This window comes from Streptomyces sp. NPDC033966 (assembly GCF_055575955.1).
Genome location: NZ_JBVIRQ010000012.1, coordinates 206,097 through 232,453, shown reverse-complemented (window position 1 = coordinate 232,453; position 26,357 = coordinate 206,097). Strand labels below are relative to the sequence as shown.

The following is a 26,357-nucleotide window of genomic DNA, read 5'->3' as shown; positions in this document are numbered from 1 at the left end:
ACGCCCCTTACAGCTTCATCAGGCTGGCGTCGTCGACCGAGGCCGAGTGGCGGGTACGGAACAGCGACACGATGATCGCGAGGCCCACCACGACCTCCGCGGCGGCGACGACCATCGTGAAGAACGCGATGATCTGGCCGTCGAGGTTGCCGTGCATCCGGGAGAAGGTCACGAAGGCGAGGTTGCAGGCGTTGAGCATCAGCTCGACGCACATGAACAGCACAATCGCGTTCTTCCGGATGAGTACGCCGGCCGCGCCGATGGTGAACAGCAGGGCGGCCAGGTACAGGTAGTTGACCGGATTCACTTCGAGGCCTCCTCTCGGCCGAGGCGCTCCGAGGAGCGCTGCTCCAGTGCCTTGAGGTCGTCCAGGGCCTGGCCGGACACGTCGCGGATCTGGCCGCGGGCGCGCAGCGTCTTGTTGACGGTCAGCTCGGACGGGGTGCCGTCCGGCAGCAGGCCGGCGATGTCCACCGCGTTGTGCCGGGCGTAGACGCCGGGGGCCGGCAGCGGCGGGAGCTGCACGCCCTCGCGTACGCGCTTCTCGGCGAGCTCGCGCTGCGTGGCGGCCCGCTCGGTGCGCTCGCGGTGGGTGAGCACCATCGCGCCGACGGCCGCCGTGATCAGCAGGGCGCCGGTGATCTCGAAGGCGAAGATGTAGCGGGTGAAGATCAGTTCGGCGAGGCCCTCGACGTGCCCGGCGGAGTTGACCTTGCCGAGCCCGTTGAAGTGGGTGAGGCCCGCGTTGCCGATGCCGGCGATCAGCAGGATGCCGAAGCCGAGCCCGCACAGGGCGGCCAGCCAGCGCTGCCCCTTGATGGTCTCCTTCAGCGAGTCCGCCGCCGTGACGCCGACGAGCATGACCACGAAGAGGAACAGCATCATGATGGCGCCGGTGTAGACGACGACCTGGACCACGCCCAGGAAGTAGGCCCCGTTGGCGAGGTAGAAGACCGCCAGGACGATCATCGTCCCGGCGAGGCACAGGGCGCTGTGCACGGCCTTCTTCATCAGGATCGTGCACAGCGCGCCGATGACGGCGACCGTGCCGAGCACCCAGAACTGCACGGCCTCGCCGGTGGAGGTCGAGGTGGCGGCCGCGGCGATGGCGCTCATGCCCCGACCTCCTCGGCCTTGCCGGCCCCGGCGGTCCCGCCCTCGGCCGCCCCGCCCTCGGCCGTCTCGCCCTTGGACACCGCCACCTGCCGGACCGTGCCCGGGGCGGCGCCCGTCACCAGCCCGCGGTAGTAGTCCTGCTCGTCGGTGCCGGGGAAGACGGAGTGCGGGGCCTCGACCATGCCCTCGGTCAGCCCGGCGAGGAGCTGCTCCTTGGTGTAGATCAGGGACTCGCGGCTGGCGTCGGCGAGTTCGAACTCGTTCGTCATCGTCAGCGCGCGCGTCGGGCACGCCTCGATGCACAGTCCGCACAGGATGCAGCGGGCGTAGTTGATCTGGTAGACCCGCCCGTACCGCTCGCCCGGGGAGTAGCGCTCCTCCTCGGTGTTGTCCGCGCCCTCCACGTAGATCGCGTCGGCGGGACAGGCCCAGGCGCACAGTTCGCACCCGATGCACTTCTCCAGGCCGTCGGGGTGGCGGTTGAGCTGGTGCCGCCCGTGGAAGCGGGGAGCGGTGGTCTTCTGCTGCTCCGGGTACTGCTCGGTGAGCCGCTTCTTGAACATGGCCTTGAAGGTCACGCCGAAGCCGGCCACCGGGTTCTGCCACTTCTCGCTCTGGTCCGCGTCAGCCATGGTCAGCACCCTCCTCTCGGTCACTGTCAGTATTCGCCCCGCCACTGACAATCAGCTCCCGCTCGCCGCGGGGACGTCGGCGCGGTACGGGTGCCAGGTGCTGGCCGGGCTTGGGCGGTACGGGGAAACCGCCCGCCATCGGGTCGAAGGACTCGGCCGCGGCGGCCTTCCCGGCCGCGGCCGCGGCCGTCTTCTCCCTCCGGTCCCGGAAGTGGTCCGCGACGGAGGAGATCAGCAGGATCGCGATGACCGCGCCCCCGACGTACAGGACGATCTCGCTGAAGTCGTAGCGCTCGTTGCGCAGCGCCCGGACGGTGGCGACCAGCATCAGCCAGACCACGGAGACCGGGATCAGGACCTTCCAGCCCAGCTTCATCAGCTGGTCGTAGCGCACGCGCGGGAGGGTGCCGCGCAGCCAGATGAAGAAGAAGAGGAGCAGCTGCACCTTGATGACGAACCAGAGCATCGGCCACCAGCCGTGGTTCGCGCCCTCCCAGTACGTGGAGATCGGCGCCGGGGCCCGCCAGCCGCCCAGGAACAGGGTGACCGAGACCGCCGAGACGGTGACCATGTTGACGTACTCGGCCAGCATGAACAGCGCGAACTTGATGGAGGAGTACTCGGTGTTGAAGCCGCCGACGAGGTCGCCCTCGGACTCCGGCATGTCGAAGGGGGCGCGGTTCGTCTCGCCGACCATCGTGACGACGTAGATGATGAAGGACACCGGCAGCAGCACGATGTACCAGCGGTCCGCCTGCGCCTCCACGATCGCCGAGGTCGACATCGACCCGGAGTAGAGGAACACCGAGGCGAACGCGGCGCCCATCGCGATCTCGTACGAGATCATCTGCGCGCAGGAGCGCAGGCCGCCGAGCAGCGGGTACGTGGAGCCCGAGGACCAGCCGGCGAGGACGATGCCGTAGATGCCGACCGAGGCGACCGCGAGGACGTACAGCATCGCGATCGGCAGGTCGGTCAGCTGCATCGTGGTGCGCTGGCCGAAGATGGACACCTCGTTGCCCGAGGGGCCGAAGGGGATCACCGCGATGGCCATGAACGCCGGGATCGCCGCGATGATCGGCGCCAGGACGTAGACGATCTTGTCGGCGCGCTTGACGATGACGTCTTCCTTCAGCATCAGCTTCACGCCGTCGGCGAGCGACTGGAGCATGCCCCAGGGGCCGTGCCGGTTGGGGCCGATGCGCAGCTGCATCCAGGCGACGACCTTGCGCTCCCACACGATGGAGAAGAGCACCGTCACCATCAGGAAGGCGAAGCAGAACACCGCCTTGACGAGGACGAGCCACCAGACGTCCCTGCCGAACAGGGTCAGGTCCTCGGCGGCCAGGAGCTGCTGCGGCTGCGCCGCGAGCTGGGCGAGGTGGGTCACGGTCGTACCTCCGCTTCGGCCGCAGGGCCGGTCCCGGCCGGGCCGATCCGTACGAGGGTTCCGGGGCGGGCGCCGGTGTCGGCGAGGACGCCGGAGCCGGTGGAGTTCAGCGGGAGCCACACCACCCGGTAGGGCATCTCGGTGATCCGGAGCGGGAGTTCCACCACACCCGCCGGGCCGGTGACGGCGAGCACGTCGCCGTCCTTGACGCCGGTCTCGGCGGCGGTGTCGGCCGAGAGCCGGGCGCAGGCCTCGTGCCGGGTCCCGGCGAGGGCGTCGTCGCCCTCCTGGAGCCGGCCGAGGTCCAGCAGCAGCCGGTGGCCGGCGAGGACCGCCTCGCCGGTGCCGGGGCGGGGCAGCGGCTCGGTGCCGGTGGACCGCTCGGGCGCGAGCTCCCCCTCCCAGGGGCCCAGCCGCTCCAGCTCCCGCCGTACGGCGTGTACGTCGGGCAGCGCGAGGGGCCGGTCGGCGGCGTCGGCCAGCATGTGCAGCACGCGGGCGTCGGCGGGGGCCAGGCGGCGGGTCATCTGGTCGGGCTTGAGGGCCGCCTCGAACGGGCGGACCCGGCCCTCCCAGTTGATGAAGGTGCCGGCCTTCTCCGCGACGGCGGCGACCGGCAGCACCACGTCGGCGTGGTCGGTGACCTCACCGGGCCGCAGCTCCAGGGAGACCACGAAGGCCTCCTTCAGCGCGGTGCGGGCACGCTCCGGGTCGGGCAGGTCCGCGACCTCGACGCCCGCGACCAGCAGGGCCGACAGCTCCCCGGTGGCGGCGGCCTCGACGATCTGCCCGGTGTCGCGGCCGTAGCGGTGCGGGAGTTCCTCCAGCCCCCAGGCGGCGGCGACCTCCTGGCGGGCGCGCGGGTCGCCGGCGGGACGGCCGCCCGGCAGCAGGGACGGCAGGGCGCCCGCCTCGACGGCGCCCCGCTCCCCGGCCCGGCGCGGGATCCACACCAGCCGGGCGCCGGTGGCGGTGGCGGCGCGTACGGCGGCGGTCAGCGCGCCGGGCACGCCGGCGAGGCGCTCCCCGACGACGATGACCGCGCCGGGCTGCCGGATCGCCTCGGCGGCTTCGGAGCCGCCCGCCTCCAGGCCGGTGCGGGTGGCCAGGGCGTCCAGCCACTCCGGCTCGGTGCCGGGGGCGGCGGCCAGCAGGGTGCCGCCCGCCTTGGTGAGCCCGCGGGTGGCGAAGGGGGCGAGGGCGAAGGTCCGCTGCTTGTGCTTGCGGTGGGCCTTGCGCAGCCGCAGGAAGACCCCGGGGGCCTCCTCCTCGGACTCGATGCCGGCGAGGAGCACGGCGGGGGCCGCCTCCAGGGAGGTGTAGGTGACGCCCGTGCCGTCGAGGTCCTTGCCGGTGCCGGCCACGGCGGCGGCCAGGAACTCGGTCTCCTCCGCGCTGTGCACCCGGGCCCGGAAGTCGATGTCGTTGGTGTCGAGCACCACCCGGGCGAACTTGGCGTACGCGTACGCGTCCTCGACGGTCAGCCGGCCGCCGGTCAGCACCCCGGCGCGGCCGCGCGCGGCGGTGAGCCCCCGCGCGGCGGCCTCCAGCGCCTCGGGCCAGCTGGCGGGCGCGAGGACGCCGTCCGTGCCGCGCACCAGCGGGGTGGTCAGCCGGTCGGGGCGCTGCGCGTAGCGGAACGCGAAGCGGCCCTTGTCGCAGATCCACTCCTCGTTGACCTCGGGGTCCTCGGCGGCCAGGCGGCGCAGCACCTTGCCGCGCCGGTGGTCGGTCCGGGTCGCGCAGCCGCCCGCGCAGTGCTCGCACACGCTCGGGGAGGAGACGAGGTCGAAGGGGCGGGAGCGGAACCGGTAGGCGGCCGAGGTGAGGGCGCCGACGGGGCAGATCTGGATGGTGTTGCCGGAGAAGTACGACTGGAACGGGTCGCCCTCGCCGGTGCCGACCTGCTGGAGCGCGCCGCGCTCGACCAGTTCGATCATCGGGTCGCCGGCGACCTGGTTGGAGAAGCGGGTGCAGCGCGCGCACAGCACGCACCGCTCGCGGTCCAGCAGCACCTGCGTGGAGATCGGGACCGGCTTCTCGTAGGTCCGCTTGCGGCCCTCGAACCGGGATTCGGCGTTGCCGTGCGACATCGCCTGGTTCTGGAGGGGGCATTCGCCGCCCTTGTCGCAGACGGGGCAGTCCAGCGGGTGGTTGATGAGCAGCAGCTCCATCACCCCGCGCTGGGCCTTGTCGGCGACCTCGGAGGTCAGCTGGGTCTTGACGACCATGCCGTCGGTGCAGGTGATGGTGCAGGAGGCCATCGGCTTGCGCTGGCCCTCGACCTCGACGATGCACTGCCGGCAGGCGCCGGCGGGGTCGAGGAGGGGGTGGTCGCAGAACCGGGGGATCTCGATGCCGAGCTGTTCGGCGGCCCGGATGACCAGGGTCCCCTTGGGGACGGACAGTTCGATGCCGTCGATGGTCAGGGACACCAGATCCTGGGGCGGCTTCGCCGCCTCGCCGCCGCCCGCCGGGGCGTTCGTGACGACGGTCATGCGTGTACCTCCGTGTCAGCCCAGAGGGTCGACTTCTTGGGGTCGAAGGGGCAGCCCTTGCCGGTGATGTGCTGCTCGTACTCGTCGCGGAAGTACTTCAGCGAGGAGAAGATCGGGCTGGCCGCGCCGTCGCCGAGCGCGCAGAACGACTTGCCGTTGATGTTGTCGGCGATGTCGTTCAGCTTGTCGAGGTCGGACATGACGCCCTTGCCCGCCTCGATGTCGCGCAGCAGCTGGACGAGCCAGTACGTGCCCTCGCGGCAGGGTGTGCACTTGCCGCAGGACTCGTGGGCGTAGAACTCGGTCCAGCGGGTGACGGCGCGCACCACGCAGGTGGTCTCGTCGAAGCACTGGAGCGCCTTGGTGCCGAGCATGGACCCGGCGGCGCCGACGCCCTCGTAGTCGAGCGGGACGTCGAGGTGCTCGTCGGTGAACATGGGGGTGGAGGAGCCGCCGGGGGTCCAGAACTTCAGCCGGTGCCCGGGGCGCATCCCGCCGCTCATGTCGAGGAGCTGGCGCAGGGTGATGCCGAGGGGTGCCTCGTACTGGCCGGGACCGGCGACGTGCCCGGAGAGCGAGTACAGGGTGAAGCCGGGGGACTTCTCCGTCCCCATCGCCTTGAACCAGTCCTTGCCCTTGTTCAGGATCGCGGGAACCGAGGCGATGGACTCGACGTTGTTGACGACAGTGGGGCAGGCGTAGAGCCCCTCGACAGCGGGGAAGGGGGGACGCAGCCGGGGCTGCCCGCGCCGGCCTTCGAGGGAGTCGAGCAGTGCCGTCTCCTCGCCGCAGATGTACGCGCCCGCGCCCGCGTGCACCGTGATGTCGAGGTTGCGGCCGGTGCCGTCGATGTCCTTGCCGAGGTATCCGGCGGCGTAGGCCTCCCGCACGGCCTCGTGCAGGCGCCGCAGCACGGGGACCGTCTCGCCGCGCAGGTAGATGAAGGCGTGCTCCGACCGGATCGCGTAGCAGGCGATGATCATTCCCTCGACGAGGGAGTGCGGATTGGCGAAGAGGAGGGGGATGTCCTTGCAGGTTCCCGGCTCCGACTCGTCCGCGTTCACGACGAGGTAGTGCGGCTTTCCGTCGCCCTGCGGGATGAACTGCCACTTCATTCCGGTGGGGAAGCCCGCGCCGCCGCGTCCGCGCAGACCGGAGTCCTTGACGTACGCGATCACCTCGTCCGGGGTCATCGCCAGGGCCTTGCGCAGGCCCTCGTAGCCCTCGTGGCGCCGGTAGGTCTCCAGCGTCCAGGACGCCGGGTCGTCCCAGAAGGCGGAAAGGACGGGCGAGAGGAGCTTCTCGGGGCTCGTCCCTCCCCCGGCCTCCGGCTGGGAGCTGCCTCCGTGATTTTCCTGGGCGGACACGCTCATCACTCCCCTCCCTCGGTGACGGCCTCGCCGCGCGGGTGCACGATCGGGGTGTGCGGGGACTCGCCGCGTGCGATGCGCAGGCCGATCAGGGAGGCGGGGCCCGCGCCGCCGCTCGCCTCGACCGCGCCCTCGCGCTCGTCGGGGAAGCCCGCCAGGATCCGGGCGGTCTCCTTGTACGTGCACAGCGGCGCGCCCCGGGTCGGCTCGACCGGGCGGCCCGCCAGCAGGTCGTCCACGAGCGCCTTGGCGGACTCGGGGGTCTGGTTGTCGAAGAACTCCCAGTTGACCATCACCACGGGCGCGTAGTCGCAGGCCGCGTTGCACTCGATGTGCTCCAGCGTCACCTTGCCGTCGGCGGTGGTCTCGTTGTTGCCGACGCCCAGGTGCTGCTTGAGCTCGTCGAAGATGGCGTCGCCGCCCATCACCGCGCACAGCGTGTTGGTGCAGACGCCGACCTGGTAGTCCCCGGAGGGCTTGCGCCGGTACATCGTGTAGAAGGTCGCGACCGCGGTGACCTCGGCCGTGGTCAGGCCCAGCGTCTCGGCGCAGAAACGGATGCCGGTGCGCGAGACGTAGCCGTCCTCGGACTGCGTCAGGTGCAGCAGCGGCAGCAGCGCGGAGCGGCTGTCGGGGTAGCGGGCGATGACGTCGGCGGCGTCGGCCGCCAGCCGCTCGCGCACCTCCGCCGGGTAGTCGGGGGCGGGCAGCTGGGGCATGCCCAGCGAGAGGGGGGTCTGGGGGGTGTCCCCTCCAGAAGACACAGTCGTCATCGGTCGACGCCTCCCATCACGGGGTCGATGGAGGCGACGGCCACGATGACGTCGGCGACCTGGCCGCCCTCGCACATCGCGGCCATGGCCTGCAGGTTGGTGAAGGACGGGTCGCGGAAGTGGACCCGGTAGGGGCGGGTGCCGCCGTCGGAGACGACGTGCACGCCGAGTTCGCCCTTGGGGGACTCGACGGCCGCGTACGCCTGTCCGGCAGGGACCCGGAAGCCCTCGGTCACCAGCTTGAAGTGGTGGATGAGGGCCTCCATGGAGGTGCCCATGATGTTCTTGATGTGGTCGAGCGAGTTGCCGAGGCCGTCGGGGCCCAGGGCGAGCTGCGCCGGCCAGGCGATCTTCTTGTCGGCGACCATCACCGGGCCGGGCTCCAGCCGGTCCAGGCACTGCTCGACGATCCGCAGCGACTGGCGCATCTCCTCCAGGCGGATCAGGAACCGCCCGTAGGAGTCGCAGCTCTCGGTGGTGGGGACGTCGAACTCGTAGTCCTCGTAGCCGCAGTACGGGTCGGACTTGCGCAGGTCGTGCGGCAGGCCGGCGGAGCGCAGGATCGGGCCGGTGGCGCCGAGGGCCATGCAGCCGGTGAGGTCGAGGTAGCCGACGTCCTGCATGCGGGCCTTGAAGATGGGGTTGCCGGTGGCGAGCTTGTCGTACTCCGGCAGGTTCTTCTTCATCGTCTTCACGAACTCGCGCATCTGGTCGACCGCGCCCGGGGGCAGGTCCTGGGCGAGGCCGCCGGGGCGGACGAAGGCGTGGTTCATGCGCAGGCCGGTGATCAGCTCGAAGACGTCGAGGATCAGCTCGCGGTCCCGGAACCCGTAGATCATGATCGTGGTCGCGCCGAGCTCCATGCCGCCGGTGGCGATGCACACCAGGTGCGAGGAGAGCCGGTTGAGCTCCATCAGCAGGACACGGATGACGGTGGCGCGGTCCGGGATCTGGTCGGTGATGCCGAGGAGCTTCTCGACGCCGAGGCAGTACGCGGTCTCGTTGAAGAACGGCGTCAGGTAGTCCATGCGCGTCACGAAGGTGGTGCCCTGCGTCCAGTTCCGGAATTCGAGGTTCTTCTCGATGCCGGTGTGCAGGTAGCCGATGCCGCAGCGGGCCTCGGTGACCGTCTCGCCGTCGATCTCCAGGATCAGGCGGAGCACTCCGTGGGTGGAGGGGTGCTGCGGTCCCATGTTGACGACGATGCGCTCGTCGTCCGCCTTGGCCGCCGACCGGACGATCTCGTCCCAGTCGCCGCCGGTGACGGTGTAGACGGTGCCTTCGGTCGTCTCGCGGGAGGACGCGTGGTTTTCCGCGTGGTTCGGGGTGGGGGACATCAGCTGTACGACCTCCGCTGGTCGGGAGCCGGGATCTGGGCGCCCTTGTACTCGACGGCGATGCCGCCGAGCGGGTAGTCCTTGCGCTGGGGGAAGCCCTGCCAGTCGTCCGGCATCATGATCCGGGTGAGGGCCGGGTGGCCGTCGAAGACCAGGCCGAAGAAGTCGTAGGCCTCGCGCTCGTGCCAGTCGTTGGTCGGGTAGACGGTGACGAGCGAGGGCAGGTGCGGGTCGCCGTCCGGGACGGACACCTCCAGCCGCAGGATCCGGCCGTGGGTGAGCGAGCGCAGGTGGTAGACGGCGTGCAGCTCGCGGCCCTTGTCGCCGGGGAAGTGCACCCCCGAGACGCCGGTGCACAGCTCGAAGCGCAGCGCCGGGTCGTCGCGCAGGGTGGCCGCGACGCGCAGGAGGTGCTCGCGGGCGATGTGGAGGGTCAGCTCCCCCCGGTCGACGACGGTCTTCTCGATCGCGTTCTGCGGGAGCAGGTCCTGCTCCTCCAGTGCGCCCTCCAGCTCGTCGACGACCTCGTCGAAGTACGAACCGTAGGGGCGGCTGCTCGCGCCGGGCAGGGACACGGTGCGCACGAGGCCGCCGTAGCCGCTGGTGTCGCCGCCGTTCCCGGCGCCGAACATGCCCTTGCGGACGCCGATCACCTCGGGCCCGGAGGCGGCCCGGGGAGCAGGGACGTTATTGCCGTTCTCGACGGCCGGGTCGTCGCTCACCGAAGGAGCCCCTTCATCTCGATGGTGGGGAGGGCCTTGAGGGCGGCCTCCTCCGCCTCGCGCGCCGCCTCTTCCCGGTTCACGCCGAGCTTCGAGCCCTGGATCTTCTGGTGGAGCTTGAGGATCGCGTCCATCAGCATCTCGGGGCGGGGCGGGCAGCCGGGCAGGTAGATGTCCACCGGGACGATGTGGTCGACGCCCTGGACGATCGCGTAGTTGTTGAACATCCCGCCCGAAGAGGCGCACACGCCCATGGAGATGACCCACTTGGGGGCGGGCATCTGGTCGTAGACCTGGCGCAGCACCGGCGCCATCTTCTGGCTGACGCGTCCCGCCACGATCATCAGGTCGGCCTGGCGCGGGGAGCCGCGGAAGACCTCCATGCCGAAGCGGGCCAGGTCGTAGCGGCCGGCGCCGGTGGTCATCATCTCGATGGCGCAGCACGCGAGGCCGAAGGTGGCCGGGAAGACGGATGACTTGCGCACCCAGCCCGCGGCCTGTTCGACGGTGGTGAGCAGAAAGCCGCTCGGCAGCTTCTCTTCCAGTCCCATGGGAAATTCAGCCCCTCAGTCCCATTCCAGGCCGCCGCGGCGCCACACGTATGCGTAGGCGACGAAGACGGTGAGCACGAAGAGCAGCATCTCGACGAGCCCGAAGATCCCCAGGGAGTCGAAGGTGACCGCCCAGGGGTAGAGGAAGACGATCTCGATGTCGAAGACGATGAAGAGCATCGCCGTCAGGTAGTACTTGATGGGGAAGCGACCGCCGCCGGCGGGCATCGGGGTGGGCTCGATGCCGCACTCGTAGGCTTCGAGCTTCGCCCGGTTGTACCGTTTTGGGCCGATCAGCGTGGCCATGACCACGGAGAAGATCGCAAACCCTGCGCCGATGGCGCCGAGCACGAGGATGGGTGCGTACGCATTCACGCTCCTCGCTCCTTCCAGTCGTCCTTGACCGTTGGACCGCTGCGCCGGCGCCGAGTGCCCCGCCCCCTCGACGGCCGCCGCTTCGAACAGGGACCGATCGCATGTGAGGCAGTTCACAAGCCGGACTGGTGCGCATCTTATGCCTGCCGGTCTGTGATCTGCGACACGGGTAACAACACCGAGTTTGTGATCTCCACCACCTGACGAACGATCATGAAGGCCGATGAGTGGTGATCTTCGCACTGAAGGCATCCACATGATCACCAAAGGTGACATCCGGGCCCGTAGGCGCAGGTGAAAGGCCTGTCGCTCTATCAAACGATGGGCACTGCAAGCAAATTCGCGGCTCGGCCGCTCAAGTGATAAGGGAACGCGGGTCCCCCACCCGGGGGACTGCGCGCGTACGGGAGTGGACACGGTGGCCGGAAGTCGCCGCCGACCGGATCCGGGGGGAGATCCTGTGCATCCGTTCACGAACCGCGCGACGAGTTCACGGTCGGATCACGGACCGGCCACGACCGCCTCACGACGGCGGGTAACTGTGACCTGCGTCACGTCGAGCGGAGGCCGCGAAAAGGGGGCTTGGCCAACTGTGCGGGTCGATGGTAGGCCGTGGATCAATTCGGACTTATTACTGAAACCCCATGATCACAGGCTTGTGAAAGCGTGTCCGTTACGTCCGTTACGGCGTCAATAAGAGGCGCGACGCGCCCGGTTCGCGGCCCCGGCGCGCAACTGTGGCGCAGACCACGTTTCTTGAAGGAAACCCGGCACCCCTGATAGCGGTTGTCCCATGTCCCACACCGCTCACATACCCAGCCACCGGAAGCCCCGCCGCAGCGCCTCGAAGCTCGCGGTCCGCGCCGGAGTTGCCGGTGGCGTCCTCAGCACCCTGGCCATGGCCGGAACCGCGAGCGCGTCCCCGTCCGAGCCCGTGGCCGAGACGACGCTCGAGATGCCGGTCCTCAACCTGGACCTCGGCACCGAGGTCTCCAACGCCGTCAACACGGCCGCGGAGAACACCCGCGTCGCCGCAGTCGAAGCCGCCATCACCGGCGAGCTGAACGCCCAGGAGGAGAGCGCCCGCACGGGTGCCGCCGCCGAGGCGAAGCAGGCGAAGGAAGACGCCACCAAGGCCGCCGAGCTCAAGGCGAAGCAGGAGGCCGACCGCAAGGCCGAGGCCGAGCGCGCGGGCCGCGACAGCGCCCGCACCTCCCTCACCAACGCCTCCGCCGCCGACAACGGCGGTTCCTCCGCCGTCACCGGCTCCGGCTCCACCGCCTCGAAGCCGGCCACCGGCTCGGCGGCGGCCATCATCAGCTTCGCCCGCGCCCAGATCGGCAAGGCGTACGTCCTGGGCTCCACCGGCCCCACCGCGTACGACTGCTCGGGCCTCGTCCAGGCCGCCTACCGCCAGGCGGGCATCACGCTGGACCGCGTCTCCCAGGACCAGTCCATGGCCGGCCGCTCGGTCTCGCTGAGCAACCTGCAGCCGGGCGACATCCTGTACTGGGGCCCCAAGGGCAGCGCGTACCACGTCGCCATCTACTCGGGCAACGGCAAGTTCATCGGTGCGCAGAACCCCAGCACCGGCATCGTCGAGCGCAACATGAGCTACGACATGCCGACGGGCGCCGTCCGCGTCCTCTGATCGCACGGTCCCGCGACCGCCGGCGAGGTCCGGTACTCCCCCGCTCGGGGGCGGAGTACCGGGCCTTCGGCATGCTGGGAAGATGGCCGGTGCGTGTCGCCCGGCCGTTCGAGCAGACCCTGGAGGTGGTGGTCCCGTGAGCAGACCGTCCTACGAGGACAACGGCCGCGAGGGCCAGGGCCACGAGGACCCCAGCGCCGGCGACCCCACCGCGGGCGACCCCACCGCCGTCCCGGCCGCCCTCGGGCTGGGCCTCCTGTCGGTCGGCGGCTGGCTGCTGACCACCACCCGCCCCTGGCACAAACCGGGCAACCCCCTGACCCTGGGCCTCGGCTGGACCGTCTCCGGCGCGCTGCTGCTGTCCGGGCTCGTCCTGCTGGCCCGCTGCGTCCGCACCGTGCACGGCACCCCCGACGCGGCCGAGGGGGCCGGCACGGCCCTGCGGGGGCCCGGCAACGGCTGAGCCGCCCCCGGGCACCCGGGAGCGGCTCACAGGGCCCGCTCAGGCCTTCGGGGCCACCTTCGAGAGGCCGTTGATGATGCGGTCCATCGCGTCGCCGCCCGTCGGGTCGGTCAGGTTCGCCAGCATCTTCAGCGTGAAGCGCATCAGCACGGGGTGCGTCAGACCGCGCTGCGCGGCGATCTTCATGACCGCCGGGTTCCCGATCAGCTTCACGAAGGCGCGGCCCAGCGTGTAGTAGCCGCCGTAGGTCTCCTTGAGCACCTTCGGGTAGCCGTGCAGGGCCAGCTCGCGCTGCGCCGGGGTCGCGCGGGCGTGCGCCTGCACGATCACCTCCGCCGCGATCTGCCCGGACTCCATCGCGTAGGCGATGCCCTCGCCGTTGAACGGGTTGACGAGGCCGCCCGCGTCACCGACCAGCAGCAGGCCCTTGGTGTAGTGCGGCTGCCGGTTGAAGGCCATCGGCAGCGCCGCGCCGCGGATCGGCTGCGTCATGTTCTCCGGGGTGTAGCCCCAGTCCTCCGGCATGGACGCGCACCAGGCCTTCAGCACCTCGCGCCAGTCCAGCTCCTTGAAGGCGGAGGAGGAGTTGAGGATGCCGAGGCCCACGTTGGACGTGCCGTCGCCCATGCCGAAGATCCAGCCGTAGCCGGGCAGCAGCCGGTCCTGCGGACCGCGCCGGTCCCACAGCTCCAGCCAGGACTCCAGGTAGTCGTCGTCGTGCCGGGGCGAGGTGAAGTACGTACGGACGGCCACGCCCATCGGGCGGTCCTCGCGCCGGTGCAGGCCCATCGCGAGGGACAGGCGCGAGGAGTTGCCGTCGGCGGCGACCACGAGCGGAGCGTGGAAGGTGACCGGGGTCTTGTCCTCGCCGAGCTTGGCCTGCACGCCGGTGATGTGCCCGGTGCGGGGGTCGCGGACGGGCTCGCCGACGTTGCAGCGCTCGTACAGGCGGGCGCCGGCCTTCTGCGCCTGGCGGGCGAGGGTCTCGTCGAAGTCGTCGCGCTTGCGGACGAGTCCGTAGTCCGGGTAGGAGGCGAGTTCCGGCCAGTCCAGCTGGAGGCGCTGCCCGCCGCCGATGATGCGCAGGCCCTTGTTGCGGAGCCAGCCGGCCTCTTCGGAGATGTCGATGCCCATGGCGACCAGCTGCTTGGTGGCACGCGGGGTCAGACCGTCGCCGCAGACCTTCTCGCGCGGGAACGCCGTCTTCTCCAGGAGCAGGACGTCGAGTCCCGCCTTGGCGAGGTAGTAGGCGGTCGTGGAACCGGCGGGCCCGGCCCCGACGACGATCACGTCCGCGGAGTGTTCGGTGAGCGGCTCGGTCACTGCGGGGTCTCCTGAAGGCTCGGTGGAAAGTGCCCAGCGGCACAGGACATGACGCAGTCTATGCAGCCGGGGCGCTCCCGCTGGGGTGCGGGTGTGGGCCCTGCCCCTGGCCGGGGTCCGTGCGTACGCCGCTGCGCGGGGCCGCTGCGCTGCCGCGCGGAGCCGGGGGTGCGGGGCCGCGGGTTCCGCTGCGCGGGACGGGTTCCCCCACCCGCCCTTCGCCCGTTCCTCCCCCAGCTACCGCTGGGAGGTGCCCCCAGGGCTGCGCCCGGACCACCTGGGGGCTCCGCCCCCAGACCCTCCCCCAGCTACCGCTGGGGGTACCCCCAGCGCCTCAAGCGCCGGCGGGGCTGAAATAAGCCCCACCGGCCACAGCCGCAAGGCGGCAGCTAGAAGATGCTCAGGCCCGTCAGCGTCGTGAAGCGGTCGAGGGCCGCGACGCCCGCCACCGAGTTGCCCTGGGCGTCCAGTCCCGGGCTCCAGACCGCGAGGGTGCACCGGCCCGGGACGACCGCGACGATGCCGCCGCCCACGCCGCTCTTGCCCGGCAGGCCCACGCGGTACGCGAACTCCCCCGCGGCGTCGTACGTACCGCAGGTCAGCATCACCGCGTTGACCTGCTTCGCCTCGCTGCGCGTCAACAGCCGCGAGCCGTCCGCGCGCAGGCCGTGGCGGGCCAGGAAGCGCCCGGCCAGGGCCAGGTCCGCGCAGCTCATCTCGATCGAGCACTGCCAGAAGTAGTGCTCCAGCAGCGCCGGCACCGGGTTGTCGATGTTGCCGTACGAGGCCATGAAGTGGGCCACCGCCGCGTTGCGGTCGCCGTGTTCCTGCTCGGACGCCGCGACGTCCGGGTCGAAGCCGAGGTCCGGGTTGCCGCTCTCCTGCCGGAGGAACTCCAGGAGTTCGCTGCTCGCGTCGCCCGTCAGGGTCTGGAGCCGGTCGGTGACGACGAGCGCGCCCGCGTTGATGAAAGGATTCCGCGGGATGCCGTTCTCGTACTCCAGCTGCACCAGGGAGTTGAACGGGTTGCCCGACGGCTCCCGGCCCACCCGCTCCCACAGGCTGTCCCCGCCCTCCGCGAGGGCCAGCGCCAGCGCGAAGACCTTCGTGACGGACTGCGCCGAGAACGGGACGCGCCAGTCGCCGACCCCGAAGACGTTGCCGTCGAGGTCGGCGACCGCGATGCCGAACTGCCGGGGATCGACCTTCGCCAGCGCCGGGATGTACTCGGCGGGCGTGCCGCTGCCCACCAGCGGGGAGACGTCGGCCGCGATCTGCTCCAGCAGCCCCTGGTAGTCCATGGACATGGAGGGTTACGCCTTGACCCCGCGGTGCAGCGCCACGATGCCGCCGCTCAGGTTCCGCCAGGCCACCTTCGACCAGCCGGCCTTCTGGAGCAGGGCCGCCAGCGCCGGCTGGTCGGGCCACTCGCGGATGGACTCGGCGAGGTACACGTACGCGTCCGGGTTGGAGGAGACCGCGCGGGCGACCGGCGGCAGGGCGCGCATCAGGTACTCGGTGTAGACGGTCCGGAAGGGCGCCCAGGTGGGCTGCGAGAACTCGCTGATCACGACCTGGCCGCCGGGCTTGGTCACCCGGTACAGCTCGCGCAGCGCCCCGTCCGTGTCCTGGACGTTGCGCAGCCCGAAGGAGATCGTCACGGTGTCGAAGACGTCGTCCTTGAAGGGGAGCTTCGTCGCGTCGCCCGCCGTCAGCGGCAGCCACGGGTGGCGCTTCTTGCCCTCGCGGAGCATGCCGAGGGAGAAGTCGCAGGGGACGACGTAGGCGCCGGTCGCCGCGTACGGGAGGGACGAGGTCGCGGTGCCCGCGGCCAGGTCGAGCACCTTGTGCCCGGGGCGGGCGGCGACCGCCTTGGCGGCCTCCTTGCGCCACAGGCGCGCCTGGCCGAGGGACAGGACGTCGTTGGTGAGGTCGTAGTTCGCGGCCACCCCGTCGAACATGGAGGCGACTTCGTGCGGCTGCTTGTCCAGGGAAGCCCTTGTCACTGGCGTTGGCCCCTCGGTGCTCGGTGTTTCTGCGGCGGACGGGTCGTACCCCGTCATCCTCTCAGGCCGCCACCGCGTCGGCCGCCCCGGCCCGGCCCGGCCCGCCCCGGCCGAAATTCCGGCAGATCAGGACCGGAAACGGGCAGACTGGTCGGGCAATCCGAACAAAGGGACCATGGATGGCGACACGCCGATCAGTCAACGCACGACGGGCCAAACGGCGCAGGCGACTGCGCCGCACGGTCCTGGGCTCGATGGCGTTAGCCGCGCTCTCCGTCGCCGCCTACCGGCTCGGGCCGGGGAGTGGCGCCGCCACCGCCGGCCGGGGCGGCCCGTCACCGGCGGCCGAGCGGGCGGCGGCCCCGGCCGAGCACGCGGCACCGACAGCGAGCCCGAGCCCGGCCGCGAGCCCGAGCCCGGCCGCGAGCCCGGCCGCGAGCCCGAGCCCGAGCCCCACCGCGGCGCCAGGGGCGTTCACCGCCTCCTCCACCGCCGGCCGGGCCCAGGGCCAAGGGCGCCCGCTGCGCTGGCGGGTGGAAACGGAGAACAGCAGCGGCGTCGACCCGGACTCCGCCGCGCGGAACGTCGAGGCGATACTCGGGGACCGCCGCGGGTGGATACGCGACTCCGCGTACGGCTTCCGGCTGGCCGGCCGCGGCGAGCCGGTGGACTTCACCGTGAAGATCGCCACCCCCGCCACCACCGACCGGCTGTGCGACGTGGTGACCCCCGAGCTGATCGGGGAGACCAACTGCCAGGCCCACCACACCATCGTGGTGAACCTCAAGCGCTGGCAGGAAGGATCGCCGAAGTTCCGGGGCTCGGCCGCCGAGTACCGGGCGCTGATCATCAACCACGAGGTGGGCCACGAACTGGGCCGCGGCCACGAGACCTGCCCGCGGCCGGGCGCCCCCGCCCCGGCGATGATGCAGCAGATCAAGGGGCTCCTGGGATGCACGTCCAACGCCTGGCCGTACACCGCCGACGGGACCTACCTGAGCGGGCCGCCGACGCCGTAGGCGGTCTCAGCGCCGCCGGTGCAGCAGCCGCCCGGCGATGACCGTGGCCACGCAGGTCGTCGCGCCGCGCTCCAGCAGCTCGGCCTCGTCCGCCACCGCGAAGACCGCGAACCGGGCCGCGGCGCCCGCCCCCAGCACCCCGTGGAAGGCCTGCCCGGCCGACTCCCGCCCGGTGAGCGGGTCCAGGGCGGGCGCGCCCTCGTACGGGGCGGGCGGCACCACGGCCAGGCCCGAGCGGGTCACCGCCGTGCGGACGGAGCCGATCGTGAAGCGCCCCGCCACCGCCACCACCCCGCGGGCGAGCAGCTTCTGCGTGCCCCGCCGGGCGCTGTTGCCCCAGCGGGACTCGGTCATCTTCAGGGCGTCGAGCGCCTCGGCCCCGGTGATCGGGTCGGCGCCGAGCTCGGTGACCTCGTACGGGTCGTCCGGGTAGTACGTGCGCTCCAGCAGCTCGTCCGCCCCGCGCGCGAGCAGCCCCGGGGTGAGCAGCCCGGGCCAGCGGCGGATCCGGGCGTGCGGCGCGGCCGCGGCGAGCTCCTCGTACGTGCCCGTGCGGACGATCCGGTCGCCCTCGACCAGGACCGCGCCGCCCTCCAGCGGCGCGTCCCCCGGTCCGGTGACGAGGAGGTCGGCGGTGTGCAGCGTCAGCATCGAGCGTCAGTTCGTGGAGATGAGCTTCAGCTCGGGGTGCGCGGTGCCGCCCTCGATGGCCGTCGAGGAGATGTGCGAGACCACCCGGTCGTCGACGGGGTCGTTCGCCGGGTCCTCGTGCACCACGAGGTGCTCGTACGTGGTGGCGCGCTGCGCCGGGACGCGGCCCGCGTTGCGGATCAGGTCGATGATCTCCTGACGGTTCGAGCGGTGCTTGGCACCGGCCGAGGAGACCACGTTCTCCTCCAGCATGATCGAACCGAGGTCGTCGGCGCCGTAGTGCAGGGCGAGCTGGCCCGCCTCCTTGCCGACGGTGAGCCAGGAGCCCTGGATGTGGGCGATGTTGTCGAGAAAGAGCCGCGCGATCGCGATCATGCGCAGGTACTCGAAGACGGTCGCCTGGGTGCGGCCCTTGAGGTGGTTGTTCTCGGGCTGGTACGTGTACGGGATGAACGCGCGGAAGCCGCCGGTGCGGTCCTGCGTGTCCCGGATCATCGCGATGTGCTCGATGCGCTCGGCGTTGGTCTCGCCGGTGCCCATGAGCATGGTGGAGGTGGACTCCACGCCCAGCCCGTGGGCGATCTCCATGATCTCCAGCCAGCGCTCGCCGGACTCCTTCAGCGGGGCGATCGCCTTGCGCGGGCGCTCCGGGAGCAGCTCGGCGCCGGCGCCGGCGAAGGAGTCGAGGCCCGCGGCGTGGATCCGCTTGATGGCCTCCTCGGCGGAGACGCCGGAGATGCGGGCCATGTGGTCGACCTCGGACGCGCCGAGGGAGTGGATGACCAGCTGCGGGAAGTCCTTCTTGATCGCCGAGAAGTGGTGCTCGTAGTACTCGACGCCGTAGTCCGGGTGGTGCCCGCCCTGGAACATGATCTGGGTGCCGCCCAGCTCGACGGTCTCCGCGCAGCGGCGCAGGATGTCGTCGAGGTCGCGCGACCAGCCCTTCTTCGTGTCCTTCGGGGCCGCGTAGAAGGCGCAGAACTTGCACGCCGTGACGCACACGTTGGTGTAGTTGATGTTGCGCTCGATGATGTACGTCGCGATGTGCTCCGTACCGGCGTAGCGACGGCGGCGCACCGCGTCGGCCGCCTGGCCGAGCGCGTGCAACGGCGCGTGCCGGTAGAGGTCGAGGGCCTCTTCCTTGGTGATCCGGCCCCCTGCGGCGGCGCGGTCGAGGACGGACTGGAGTGCGGCCAGGTCGGTCACCGGTGGATCACCTTTCGGCGGTGTGTCAAGGGTCCGGACCGATCCAGCCTACGCCAGGGCCCGCGCGCCGTATTCAGGGCGGGGGTCACGGGCTGCGCGTGAGGTCTCCTTCGGGGTTCCCGGCGGGCACGTCACCCGACTTGTAGTGCAGGGTTCCGTTCTCGTTGAGGGTGAAGCGCTCGTCGGCGGAGCCGTTGGAGCAGACGCCGGGGGCGGGGTTGGGGCCGCCGGCCGTGTCCAGGACGAGGGAGCGGTCGGTGGCGGAGGCGAGCTTCCAGTCGCCGCTGCAGTCGGTGCCCAGCAGGTCGATGACCGACTTGTCCCGGGCGACGACCTCGCCGACCTTGCCGGCCCTGATGGTGATCTCGAACTTGCTCGGGACGCCCAGGCGGGCGGTGGTGACCGTGCCCTTCCAGGTGCCGACGAGCTCCTTGGGCACGTCGTTACGGGTCCCCTTGGGCGGGGCCGAGGACGACGGCGACGGCTGCGCGGAGCCCGGCGCGGAGCCGGCCGGGGCGGGGGTCTTCGGGCCACTGGGCGAGGCCGAGTCCCGGGTCTGCCCCTGGCCCGGCAGCAGGTCCAGCGCGTACAGCCCGCCGGACAGCACCGCCAGCACCCCGGCGGCGGCGCCGAGCACCAGGGTGCAGCTGAAGCGGCGCCCGGCCGCGGTGACGGTGACCCCGCGGCCGCCGTCGGGTGCGCTCCGCGGCTGCGGCACCGCGGTACCGCCGCCGGCCTGGCCGGCCGTCTCGGTGGGGGCGCCGTAGACGCCCGCGCCGAAGGAGCCGTACGGGCCCGCCGTCGCGGGGTGGGGGGCGCCGGCCTGCTGCGCGGCGGAGCCGTAGGAGGGGTCGGGCGTACCGAAGCCGACCCCCGCCGGCCCCCCGAAGGAGCCCTGCGTGAACGGCACCGGCCCGGACCCGGAGGCGTAGCCGGACCCCGCCCCGGACGCTCCCGGGACGTACCCGGAACCCGAACCCGCCACGTCCCCGGCACCGCCCCCGGAGGTATCGGCGTCCAGGTCCAGCAGGGCCACCGCCGCCCGGCTCACCTCCTCGACCAGCGCTGCCGGGAGCCACCCCGGCGCGCCCAGGGCGCCGCCCAGGGCCGCCGCGAGGGCCTCGGGCGCCGGGCGGTCGGCGGCGGCCTTGGCCAGGCAGGAGCCGATCAGCTCGCGCAGCGCCCCGGCGGGGATGCCGTCGAGCTCCGGCGGCTCGTGGACCACCTTGTAGAGGAGGGTCGCGGAGTTGTCCCCGCTGAAGGGCGGCCGGCCGGTCGCCGCGAAGGCCATGACCGCGCCCAGGGAGAACACGTCCGAAGCGCCCGTGACGCCCTTGCCGAGGATCTGCTCCGGGGACATGTAGCCGGGCGAGCCGACGGAGACGCCGGTGGAGGTCAGCGAGGCGGTGCCGTCCGTGGCCCGGGCGATCCCGAAGTCGATCAGCCGCGGCCCTTCCAGGGTCAGCATCACGTTGGAGGGCTTCACGTCCCGGTGTACGAGGCCCAGCCCGTGCACCGCCACCAGCGCGCGGGCCAGCCCCGCGCCGACGGCCCGTACCGAGGCCTCGGGCAGCGGCCCGTGCCCGGCCACCGCCCGGTCCAGGGAGGGACCCGCCACGTACCCGGTCGCCACCCACGGCACGGCCGCCTCCGGGTCGGCGTCCAGCACGGGCGCGGTCCACTCACCGCCGACCCGCCGCGCGGCCTCCACCTCGCGGCGGAAGCGGGCGCGGAACTCCGGGTCGGAGGCGAAGTGCGGGTGCACGATCTTGACGGCGACGGTCCGGCCGCCGACGCTGCGCCCCAGATAGACCCGGCCCATACCGCCCGCGCCCAGCCGGCCCAGCAGCCGGTAGGCGCCCACGGTGCGCGGCTCGCCGGCTTCGAGCGGCTGCATCGCTTCCCCCGTCCCCCTGGATCCGTGTTCGTGTTCGTGTGAACAGACAGCACCTTAGGGGGTGACGGGGGTGCGTTCCCGCCGAATAGCTTCCGCTTCCCCCCGCTCCCGTTCGCATTCGCCTTCGAGCGACGTGAATACGAAAGGGGAACGAATTCCCGGCAAACGGAACATTCCCGGGAGAGAGCGGGGGAGAAGCGGAAGACCGGGCGGGGATATCGCGATCAGCGATCCGGCGCGGCGGCCTTCAGCAGCTCCACGGTGACGTCCGCGTCGTAGCCGGTGTCCGGTCCGGTCCGGCGCGCGAATTCCCGCACGCCGGCCAGTTGGTCGGGCCCGAAGCGGAAGTCGAGCGTGGTGAAGTAGCGCTGGAGCAGCTCGGCGTCGAAGGCCTCCCAGCGGGCGGCCTGCTCGGCGACCTTGACGACCTCCTCCAGGGAGACGTCCCGGGAGGCGAGGAAGGCCTCGTGGACCTCCCGCACGAGCACCGGCTCGCGCTCCAGGTAGTCCTTGCGGGCGGCCCAGACGGCGAAGACGAACGGCAGTCCCGTCCACTCCTTCCACATCCGGCCCAGGTCGTGCACGGTCAGCCCGAGCCGGGGCGCGTCGTGCAGCGAGGCACGCAGCGCGGCGTCGCCGATCAGCACCGCCGCGTCGGCCTCCTGCATCATCAGCCCCAGGTCAGGGGGGCAGGTGAAGTAGTCGGGGCGGACTCCGTACTGCTCGGCGAGCAGCAGCTGGGCGAGGCGTACGGAGGTGCGGGAGGTCGAGCCGAGGGCCACGCGGGCGCCGTCCAGCTGCTCCAGCGGGACCTGCGAGACGATCACGCAGGACATCACCGGGCCGTCGCAGCCGACCGCCAGGTCGGGGAAGGCGACGAGGTCGTCGGCGTTGCGGAGGAACTCCACGAGGGTGACGGGAGCGATGTCGAGGTCGCCCTCGATGAGCCGCTCGCTCAGCTTCTCGGGGGTGTCCTTGGTCAGCTCCATGTCCAGCAGCGTGCCGGTTCGGGCCAGCCCCCAGTAGAGGGGCAGGCAGTTCAGGAACTGGATGTGGCCGACGCGGGGCCGGCTGCGATAGACGTCCACATCGCGAGACTAGCCGCGGTTCTCCGTCAGCGATCGAGCGGGTCTCAAACGTCCGGGTGACGTGATCTTTCCCTCTGGTCTCGGCCCGAGGGTGCGTGCTAGGCTCGACGCAAGTTGCAGTTTGGTTTCCCTTGCAGTACGAGGCCTGCGGAGCATGTAACCCGCAGGCTTTTGTAGTTTTCAGACTTCTTAGCAGGTTCTGGAGCAGGGCGACCCTTTGGCCCATAGGAGGGCTCATGGCTACCGGAACCGTGAAGTGGTTCAACGCTGAAAAGGGCTTCGGCTTCATCGCCCAGGACGGCGGCGGCCCGGATGTCTTCGTCCACTACTCCGCGATCAACGCCTCTGGCTTCCGCTCCCTCGAGGAGAACCAGCAGGTCAACTTCGACGTCACGCAGGGCCCGAAGGGTCCGCAGGCGGAGAACGTCACCCCGGCCTAGTCGCCAGGCCGACCGGATCGCGGTCGGATCAGCAGTACCCAAGGAGCCCTGCCTCCTCCGTGCGAGCGGAGGCGGCGGGGCTCCTGCCTTTTCCGTGGCCCTGCTTTTTCCGTGGCCCCCGGCGGACAGAGCCGTCCGAGGTGCATCGATGGTTCCCCTGAGTGACTGTTCGTGACGGTATGTGTGTATTTCTCGCGGCTCGGGGATGGTCGGTCCTGGTACGAGGCCGCCACGGGAAAGGACGCACAGCACATGAGGAAGCTCGCTTGGGCCGCACGAGGTGTCTCCGCCGCTACGGGGGCCCTGCTCCTCGGGGCCCTGATGGTCCCGTCCGCGGCGGCCAGCGGCGGTCCGGCGCCGGAACCGGAGCACGGCAAGAAGAAGTGCGGGCCGGTGGCCCGCCACGTCGCCGCGGCCGGCCCCGACTTCGGCAGCCTGAGGGGCACCGTCTTCCGCCTGGCGACCAGCCGGGACGGGCACGCCTTCCTCAACGACAGCCGGAACCAGGGCGTGTGGATCGACCTCAAGGTCGTCCCGAACGCGCCGAAGTGCGTCGTGGACGTCGCGGTCAACGTGGAGGAGGCCACCGGCGGCCGGCTCACCCTCACCCTGCTCAGCAAGAGTGGCGTGATCTACGAGGCCCGCTGCACCACCAGCGCGACGGCCTTCAGCCCGACGAACCTGCCGGGCACCTGCGGCGTCGGCTTCCAGGCCGTCCAGGCCACCCCGGTCTGATCCGTCCGGACGCCACGACGGGACACGGCCGGCCGCGCAGGGCGGCCGGCCGTGTCGTGTCGTGTGCGCGGTCCCCGGGTCAGGCCTTCGGGGCGGCGGCGGTGATCTCGATGGTGAGGATCAGCTCGGTCTTGTCCGCCGTGAGCAGGCGCAGGTGGTACGTGCCCGCGGGGACGTCGGTGGTGAGCAGCTCCGGCAGGATCGTCTTGCCGCCGGCGCCGGTCTTGGGGAGCGCCTTCGTGAACAGCTTCTCCTCGGCCGTGGCGCCCTTGAACCACGGGCCCTTGGCCGTGTTGGCGTCCACGGGGGTCCAGACGCCGCCCGCCTTCTCGACGAGCGCGGCGGTGAGCTCCGCGCCCTCCACCGGCTTGTCTCCGCGGGCGACCAGGTATTCCAGGCCCTTGACCGAGGTGCCCGCCGCGACCTGCACGGTCTTGGTGCCGGTGAGCACGACGGGCTTCTCGGCCGGCTTCTCGGTGGTCTTGCCGTCCAGGGCCACGGTGAACTGGCTCTTGGCGTCGTAGGCGGTGGCCCGCAGGGTGAAGGTGCCCGCCTTCGGGCCGGCCTTGAGCCGCGGGGTGGTGGCGATGCCCTGGGCGTCGGTACGGACGACCACGCTCGACTCGCTGCCGAAGACGAATCCGGTGCCGCCGGTGGTGTCCTGCTCGACGGCGACCACGACGGCCTGGCCGACGGCCGGCTTGCCGTCGCTGAGGACCGCCTTGAAGCGGGTGCCCTCCGCGAAGAGGCTGCCGGCCTCGGCCTCCAGCTTCGCCTCGCCGACCCGCTCCAGCTTGGCCAGGGTCGCGGGTGCCGGGGTCGGCTTGGAGGGCTCCGGCGTGGGCGTCGGCTTCGACGGCTCCGGGGTGGGCTTCGGGGTCGGGGTGCCCGGGTTGGAGGGGTTCGTCGGGTTCGTCGGGTTGTTCGGCCGCGTGGCCGGCGGCTGCGTGGTGGGCACGCGCGGGGTGGGGATCGTCGGCGTGGGCGGCGTCGGGTAGTTGCCGACGGGCGGGTTCGGGATCCCGGCCGTGCCGTCCTGCTGGTACTGGCGCATGTAGCCGAGCACGGAGTTCACGTACTCGCGCGACTGGTTGTAGCCGAGGATCGCCTTGTCGAGGTCGGCCGGGAGCGAGAGGTCCTTGCCGCCCGAGCAGAGGTAGAGCCCCGCGCCGAGCGCCGCATCGTAGATGTTGTTCGCGTCGCGCTTGCCGTCCCCGTTGCCGTCGGCCTTCCAGGTGGCCCAGGTGGAGGGGATGAACTGGAGCGGGCCGAAGGCGCGGTCGTACTCGGTGTCGCCGTCGAACTCGCCCTTGTCGGTGTCGAGGATCTTCGCGTAGCCGTTGCCGTCCAGGCGGGGGCCGCGGATCGGCTTCTCCGTGGTGCCGTCGCTCTTGAGCCCGTAGCCGGAGGCGTGCACGGACTCGACGCGGCCTATCGCCGCGACCAGCGCCCAGGGCAGCTTGCACGTGGGCAGGGCGGCGGCCACGGCCACCTCGGAGCGCTTGTAGGCGTCGAGGGCGGTCGCGGGTATGGCGGAGGCGGCCTCGTTGGCGTTGCCGCCCGTACCGGCCGCCGGGGGCGGGACGACCGGGTCCGCGAGCTGGCCCGGCAGGTCGAGGCGGGCGTCGCCGCGGTCGGTGGCCTGCGGGCTGTCGGGCGTGGGCTCCGCCTCTCCGGCGCCGGCGACCGGGGTGTTGGTCACGACGGCGGCGGTGGTCAGGCTGGCCGCGAGGGCGGCCGTGCACAAGACCTTGCGCGAGGTGTTGACTACATGGCGGTGAAGCGGCTTCACGGTGCGGCGATCCCCCCAAGGCGGCCGTCAGAGGCGTGCGGCCGTTCGGGACCGCGATTGTTCTGTCTATCAGGTATTCCGACACGACTCACCGTCGCCCCCGCAGATATGACGCACCATTCGTCTCGGCTTCACCCCGCTGTGACCCAGGACGTCCAGCCCGGCCCCGCCGGACCTCCGGCCCGGCGGCGGAGGGGGCCTTCACCCCTGTCCGAAACACCCCAAAGACCCGTACTGGCATGCCTCGTTGGCCTTTACCCTGGTTTTCGTGGCGAGCCGCCGGCGGCCATGCCGGCCGTCACGGTCGGGGTGGGCCTGTACGCGGCGGGGTCGGCCGGTCCGGGCAAGAGCGCCGTCCCGGAAGTCCTGGAACGTAACAGGGGCTGTCACAGGAGCCTGATACGTTTCAGGCCAATCGAGCGCACTGGTGTTCGGCACCCCTCTTCCGTGGGCCCTTCCGTGAGAACGCCCGGAAGCAGAACCGGAATCGGAACCGGAACCGGAACCGGCCCGGGGGTCCCGCCGGTCGCCGCTGCCTGCCGCCGCCGATCCCGAAGGCCCTCCCATGAGCACTCCGCCGCCGAACCCCTACTCCGGAGCCCCCGTTCCGCCGAACCCGCACCCGGGCGCCCCGGCCGGGCAGAACCCGTACGGACAGCCCCCGGCGGGAGCGAACCCGTACGGACAGCAGCCGGGCCCGGGGCAGAACCCGTACGGGCAGCCGGGCGCCGCCGGCCACCACCCGGCCCCGGGCTACCCGGCCCCCGGCCACCCCGCCCCGGGCTACCCGCAGCAGCCGCAGCAGCCGCAGCACCCGCAGTACGCGGCCCCGTACCCGCACCCGCACGCCCAGGCGCCGGGCTGCCGCAACTGCGGGGCTCCGGAGACGGCGAACTTCGCGGTGCGCGCGCACGTCGGCGTACTGATCCTGATGCGCTTCCACACCCTCAACGGGCCCTTCTGCCGCCCGTGCGGCCGGTCGCTGATCCGCACCATGACCACCAAGACCCTGTGCCAGGGCTGGTGGAGCCCGTTCTCCCTGGCGATCTTCACGCCGTTCACCCTGCTGTGGAACCTGTTCGCGGCGATGAAGTACTCCAAGCTCCCGCACCCGACCCCCGCGCCGGGCCGCCAGCCGCTGGACGAGGGCCCGCCGGTCCACGCGCGGCCGCTCGCCTACGTGGCGATCATCCCGCTGCTCTGGGCCACCTGGGTCGCCGTGAACATCTTCCTGGACGTGAGCGGCCGCCGCTGAGCCGCGCCGGACCCGGCCCCCGCCCCGCACCCCTTCACACCGGCGCCCCGCACCCCTACCCTGACGG

The 26,357-nt window shown here is 71.5% G+C and carries 25 protein-coding genes; 6 read left to right on the top strand and 19 right to left on the bottom strand.

Annotated elements, in window-relative coordinates; genetic code table 11:
• Positions 1-7: 7 nt before the first annotated feature.
• From nuoK to ACZ518_RS30260, 11 genes are read right to left on the bottom strand one after another with little or no spacing between them, the layout of a single operon-like run.
• Positions 8-307 (bottom strand): NADH-quinone oxidoreductase subunit NuoK, encoded by a 300-nt coding sequence (nuoK, locus tag ACZ518_RS30310; RefSeq protein ID WP_007265827.1) that lies wholly within the window; start codon positions 305-307, stop codon positions 8-10.
• A complete protein-coding gene (locus ACZ518_RS30305) occupies positions 304-1,116 on the bottom strand; it encodes an NADH-quinone oxidoreductase subunit J (protein ID WP_469116203.1) in 813 nt (270 codons plus the stop codon). The genes nuoK and ACZ518_RS30305 overlap by 4 nt, the downstream gene beginning before the upstream one ends.
• Positions 1,113-1,748: an NADH-quinone oxidoreductase subunit NuoI gene (gene nuoI, locus ACZ518_RS30300; protein ID WP_469116202.1), complete on the bottom strand. Its 636-nt coding sequence runs from the start codon at positions 1,746-1,748 to the stop codon at positions 1,113-1,115. Before nuoI ends, ACZ518_RS30305 begins: the two co-directional genes overlap by 4 nt.
• Positions 1,741-3,138, bottom strand: a complete 1,398-nt coding sequence (gene nuoH / locus ACZ518_RS30295; protein ID WP_469116201.1) for an NADH-quinone oxidoreductase subunit NuoH — start codon at positions 3,136-3,138, stop codon at positions 1,741-1,743. The genes nuoI and nuoH overlap by 8 nt, the downstream gene beginning before the upstream one ends.
• Complete coding sequence (locus tag ACZ518_RS30290; RefSeq protein ID WP_469116200.1) at positions 3,135-5,636, bottom strand: NADH-quinone oxidoreductase subunit G; 2,502 nt, start codon at positions 5,634-5,636, stop codon at positions 3,135-3,137. The genes nuoH and ACZ518_RS30290 overlap by 4 nt, the downstream gene beginning before the upstream one ends.
• On the bottom strand, positions 5,633-7,009 hold the full coding sequence (nuoF, locus tag ACZ518_RS30285) for an NADH-quinone oxidoreductase subunit NuoF (protein ID WP_469116199.1): 1,377 nt from the start codon (positions 7,007-7,009) through the stop codon (positions 5,633-5,635). Before nuoF ends, ACZ518_RS30290 begins: the two co-directional genes overlap by 4 nt.
• Entirely contained in the window at positions 7,009-7,779 is a 771-nt protein-coding gene (gene nuoE, locus ACZ518_RS30280) for an NADH-quinone oxidoreductase subunit NuoE (RefSeq protein ID WP_469116198.1), read from the bottom strand. The genes nuoF and nuoE overlap by 1 nt, the downstream gene beginning before the upstream one ends.
• Positions 7,776-9,116: an NADH-quinone oxidoreductase subunit D gene (locus ACZ518_RS30275; protein WP_469116197.1), complete on the bottom strand. Its 1,341-nt coding sequence runs from the start codon at positions 9,114-9,116 to the stop codon at positions 7,776-7,778. The genes nuoE and ACZ518_RS30275 overlap by 4 nt, the downstream gene beginning before the upstream one ends.
• The gene (locus tag ACZ518_RS30270; protein ID WP_469116196.1) at positions 9,116-9,838 is read right to left on the bottom strand and encodes an NADH-quinone oxidoreductase subunit C; all 723 of its coding nucleotides are present in this window, start codon (positions 9,836-9,838) and stop codon (positions 9,116-9,118) included. Before ACZ518_RS30270 ends, ACZ518_RS30275 begins: the two co-directional genes overlap by 1 nt.
• Positions 9,835-10,389, bottom strand: a complete 555-nt coding sequence (locus tag ACZ518_RS30265; protein WP_007265818.1) for a NuoB/complex I 20 kDa subunit family protein — start codon at positions 10,387-10,389, stop codon at positions 9,835-9,837. Before ACZ518_RS30265 ends, ACZ518_RS30270 begins: the two co-directional genes overlap by 4 nt.
• A gap of 15 nt (positions 10,390-10,404) precedes the next feature.
• Positions 10,405-10,764, bottom strand: a complete 360-nt coding sequence (locus tag ACZ518_RS30260; RefSeq protein ID WP_045946775.1) for an NADH-quinone oxidoreductase subunit A — start codon at positions 10,762-10,764, stop codon at positions 10,405-10,407.
• Positions 10,765-11,557: 793 nt separating this feature from the next.
• Here ACZ518_RS30260 and ACZ518_RS30255 point away from each other — a divergent pair.
• Entirely contained in the window at positions 11,558-12,415 is an 858-nt protein-coding gene (locus tag ACZ518_RS30255; protein WP_469116195.1) for a C40 family peptidase, read from the top strand.
• A gap of 136 nt (positions 12,416-12,551) precedes the next feature.
• The gene (locus ACZ518_RS30250) at positions 12,552-12,878 is read left to right on the top strand and encodes a hypothetical protein (RefSeq protein ID WP_469116194.1); all 327 of its coding nucleotides are present in this window, start codon (positions 12,552-12,554) and stop codon (positions 12,876-12,878) included.
• Between the two features lie 39 nt (positions 12,879-12,917).
• Here ACZ518_RS30250 and ACZ518_RS30245 read toward each other — a convergent pair whose 3' ends face one another.
• The 3 genes from ACZ518_RS30245 to ACZ518_RS30235 form a co-directional block, all read right to left on the bottom strand.
• Positions 12,918-14,201: a geranylgeranyl reductase family protein gene (locus ACZ518_RS30245; RefSeq protein ID WP_469116193.1), complete on the bottom strand. Its 1,284-nt coding sequence runs from the start codon at positions 14,199-14,201 to the stop codon at positions 12,918-12,920.
• Positions 14,202-14,590: 389 nt separating this feature from the next.
• A complete protein-coding gene (locus ACZ518_RS30240; RefSeq protein WP_469116231.1) occupies positions 14,591-15,502 on the bottom strand; it encodes a glutaminase in 912 nt (303 codons plus the stop codon).
• 12 nt (positions 15,503-15,514) lie between these two features.
• The gene (locus ACZ518_RS30235) at positions 15,515-16,207 is read right to left on the bottom strand and encodes a demethylmenaquinone methyltransferase (protein WP_469116192.1); all 693 of its coding nucleotides are present in this window, start codon (positions 16,205-16,207) and stop codon (positions 15,515-15,517) included.
• 254 nt (positions 16,208-16,461) lie between these two features.
• Between ACZ518_RS30235 and ACZ518_RS30230 the strand changes: the two genes are divergently transcribed.
• Positions 16,462-17,226, top strand: a complete 765-nt coding sequence (locus ACZ518_RS30230) for a DUF3152 domain-containing protein (protein WP_469116191.1) — start codon at positions 16,462-16,464, stop codon at positions 17,224-17,226.
• 6 nt (positions 17,227-17,232) lie between these two features.
• Here ACZ518_RS30230 and ACZ518_RS30225 read toward each other — a convergent pair whose 3' ends face one another.
• The 4 genes from ACZ518_RS30225 to ACZ518_RS30210 all read right to left on the bottom strand — a co-directional run bounded on the left by ACZ518_RS30225 (position 17,233) and on the right by ACZ518_RS30210 (position 22,068).
• Positions 17,233-17,877 (bottom strand): imidazolonepropionase-like domain-containing protein, encoded by a 645-nt coding sequence (locus ACZ518_RS30225; RefSeq protein WP_469116190.1) that lies wholly within the window; start codon positions 17,875-17,877, stop codon positions 17,233-17,235.
• Positions 17,878-17,883: 6 nt separating this feature from the next.
• On the bottom strand, positions 17,884-19,083 hold the full coding sequence (gene mqnC, locus ACZ518_RS30220) for a cyclic dehypoxanthinyl futalosine synthase (protein WP_469116189.1): 1,200 nt from the start codon (positions 19,081-19,083) through the stop codon (positions 17,884-17,886).
• Between the two features lie 85 nt (positions 19,084-19,168).
• Entirely contained in the window at positions 19,169-20,980 is a 1,812-nt protein-coding gene (locus ACZ518_RS30215) for a serine/threonine-protein kinase (RefSeq protein WP_469116188.1), read from the bottom strand.
• 224 nt (positions 20,981-21,204) lie between these two features.
• Positions 21,205-22,068, bottom strand: a complete 864-nt coding sequence (locus ACZ518_RS30210; protein WP_469116187.1) for a menaquinone biosynthetic enzyme MqnA/MqnD family protein — start codon at positions 22,066-22,068, stop codon at positions 21,205-21,207.
• A gap of 236 nt (positions 22,069-22,304) precedes the next feature.
• Between ACZ518_RS30210 and ACZ518_RS30205 the strand changes: the two genes are divergently transcribed.
• Together ACZ518_RS30205 and ACZ518_RS30200 are read left to right on the top strand one after the other, a co-directional pair.
• Entirely contained in the window at positions 22,305-22,508 is a 204-nt protein-coding gene (locus tag ACZ518_RS30205; RefSeq protein WP_007265804.1) for a cold-shock protein, read from the top strand.
• 252 nt (positions 22,509-22,760) lie between these two features.
• Positions 22,761-23,243, top strand: coding sequence for a hypothetical protein (locus ACZ518_RS30200; RefSeq protein ID WP_469116186.1), 483 nt, complete (start codon positions 22,761-22,763; stop codon positions 23,241-23,243).
• Between the two features lie 79 nt (positions 23,244-23,322).
• On the opposite strand, the gene ACZ518_RS30195 is transcribed toward ACZ518_RS30200, so the two are convergent.
• Entirely contained in the window at positions 23,323-25,035 is a 1,713-nt protein-coding gene (locus ACZ518_RS30195; RefSeq protein ID WP_469116185.1) for a lytic transglycosylase domain-containing protein, read from the bottom strand.
• Between the two features lie 565 nt (positions 25,036-25,600).
• Between ACZ518_RS30195 and ACZ518_RS30190 the strand changes: the two genes are divergently transcribed.
• Complete coding sequence (locus ACZ518_RS30190; RefSeq protein WP_469116184.1) at positions 25,601-26,290, top strand: hypothetical protein; 690 nt, start codon at positions 25,601-25,603, stop codon at positions 26,288-26,290.
• The last annotated feature ends 67 nt before the right edge of the window (positions 26,291-26,357 follow it).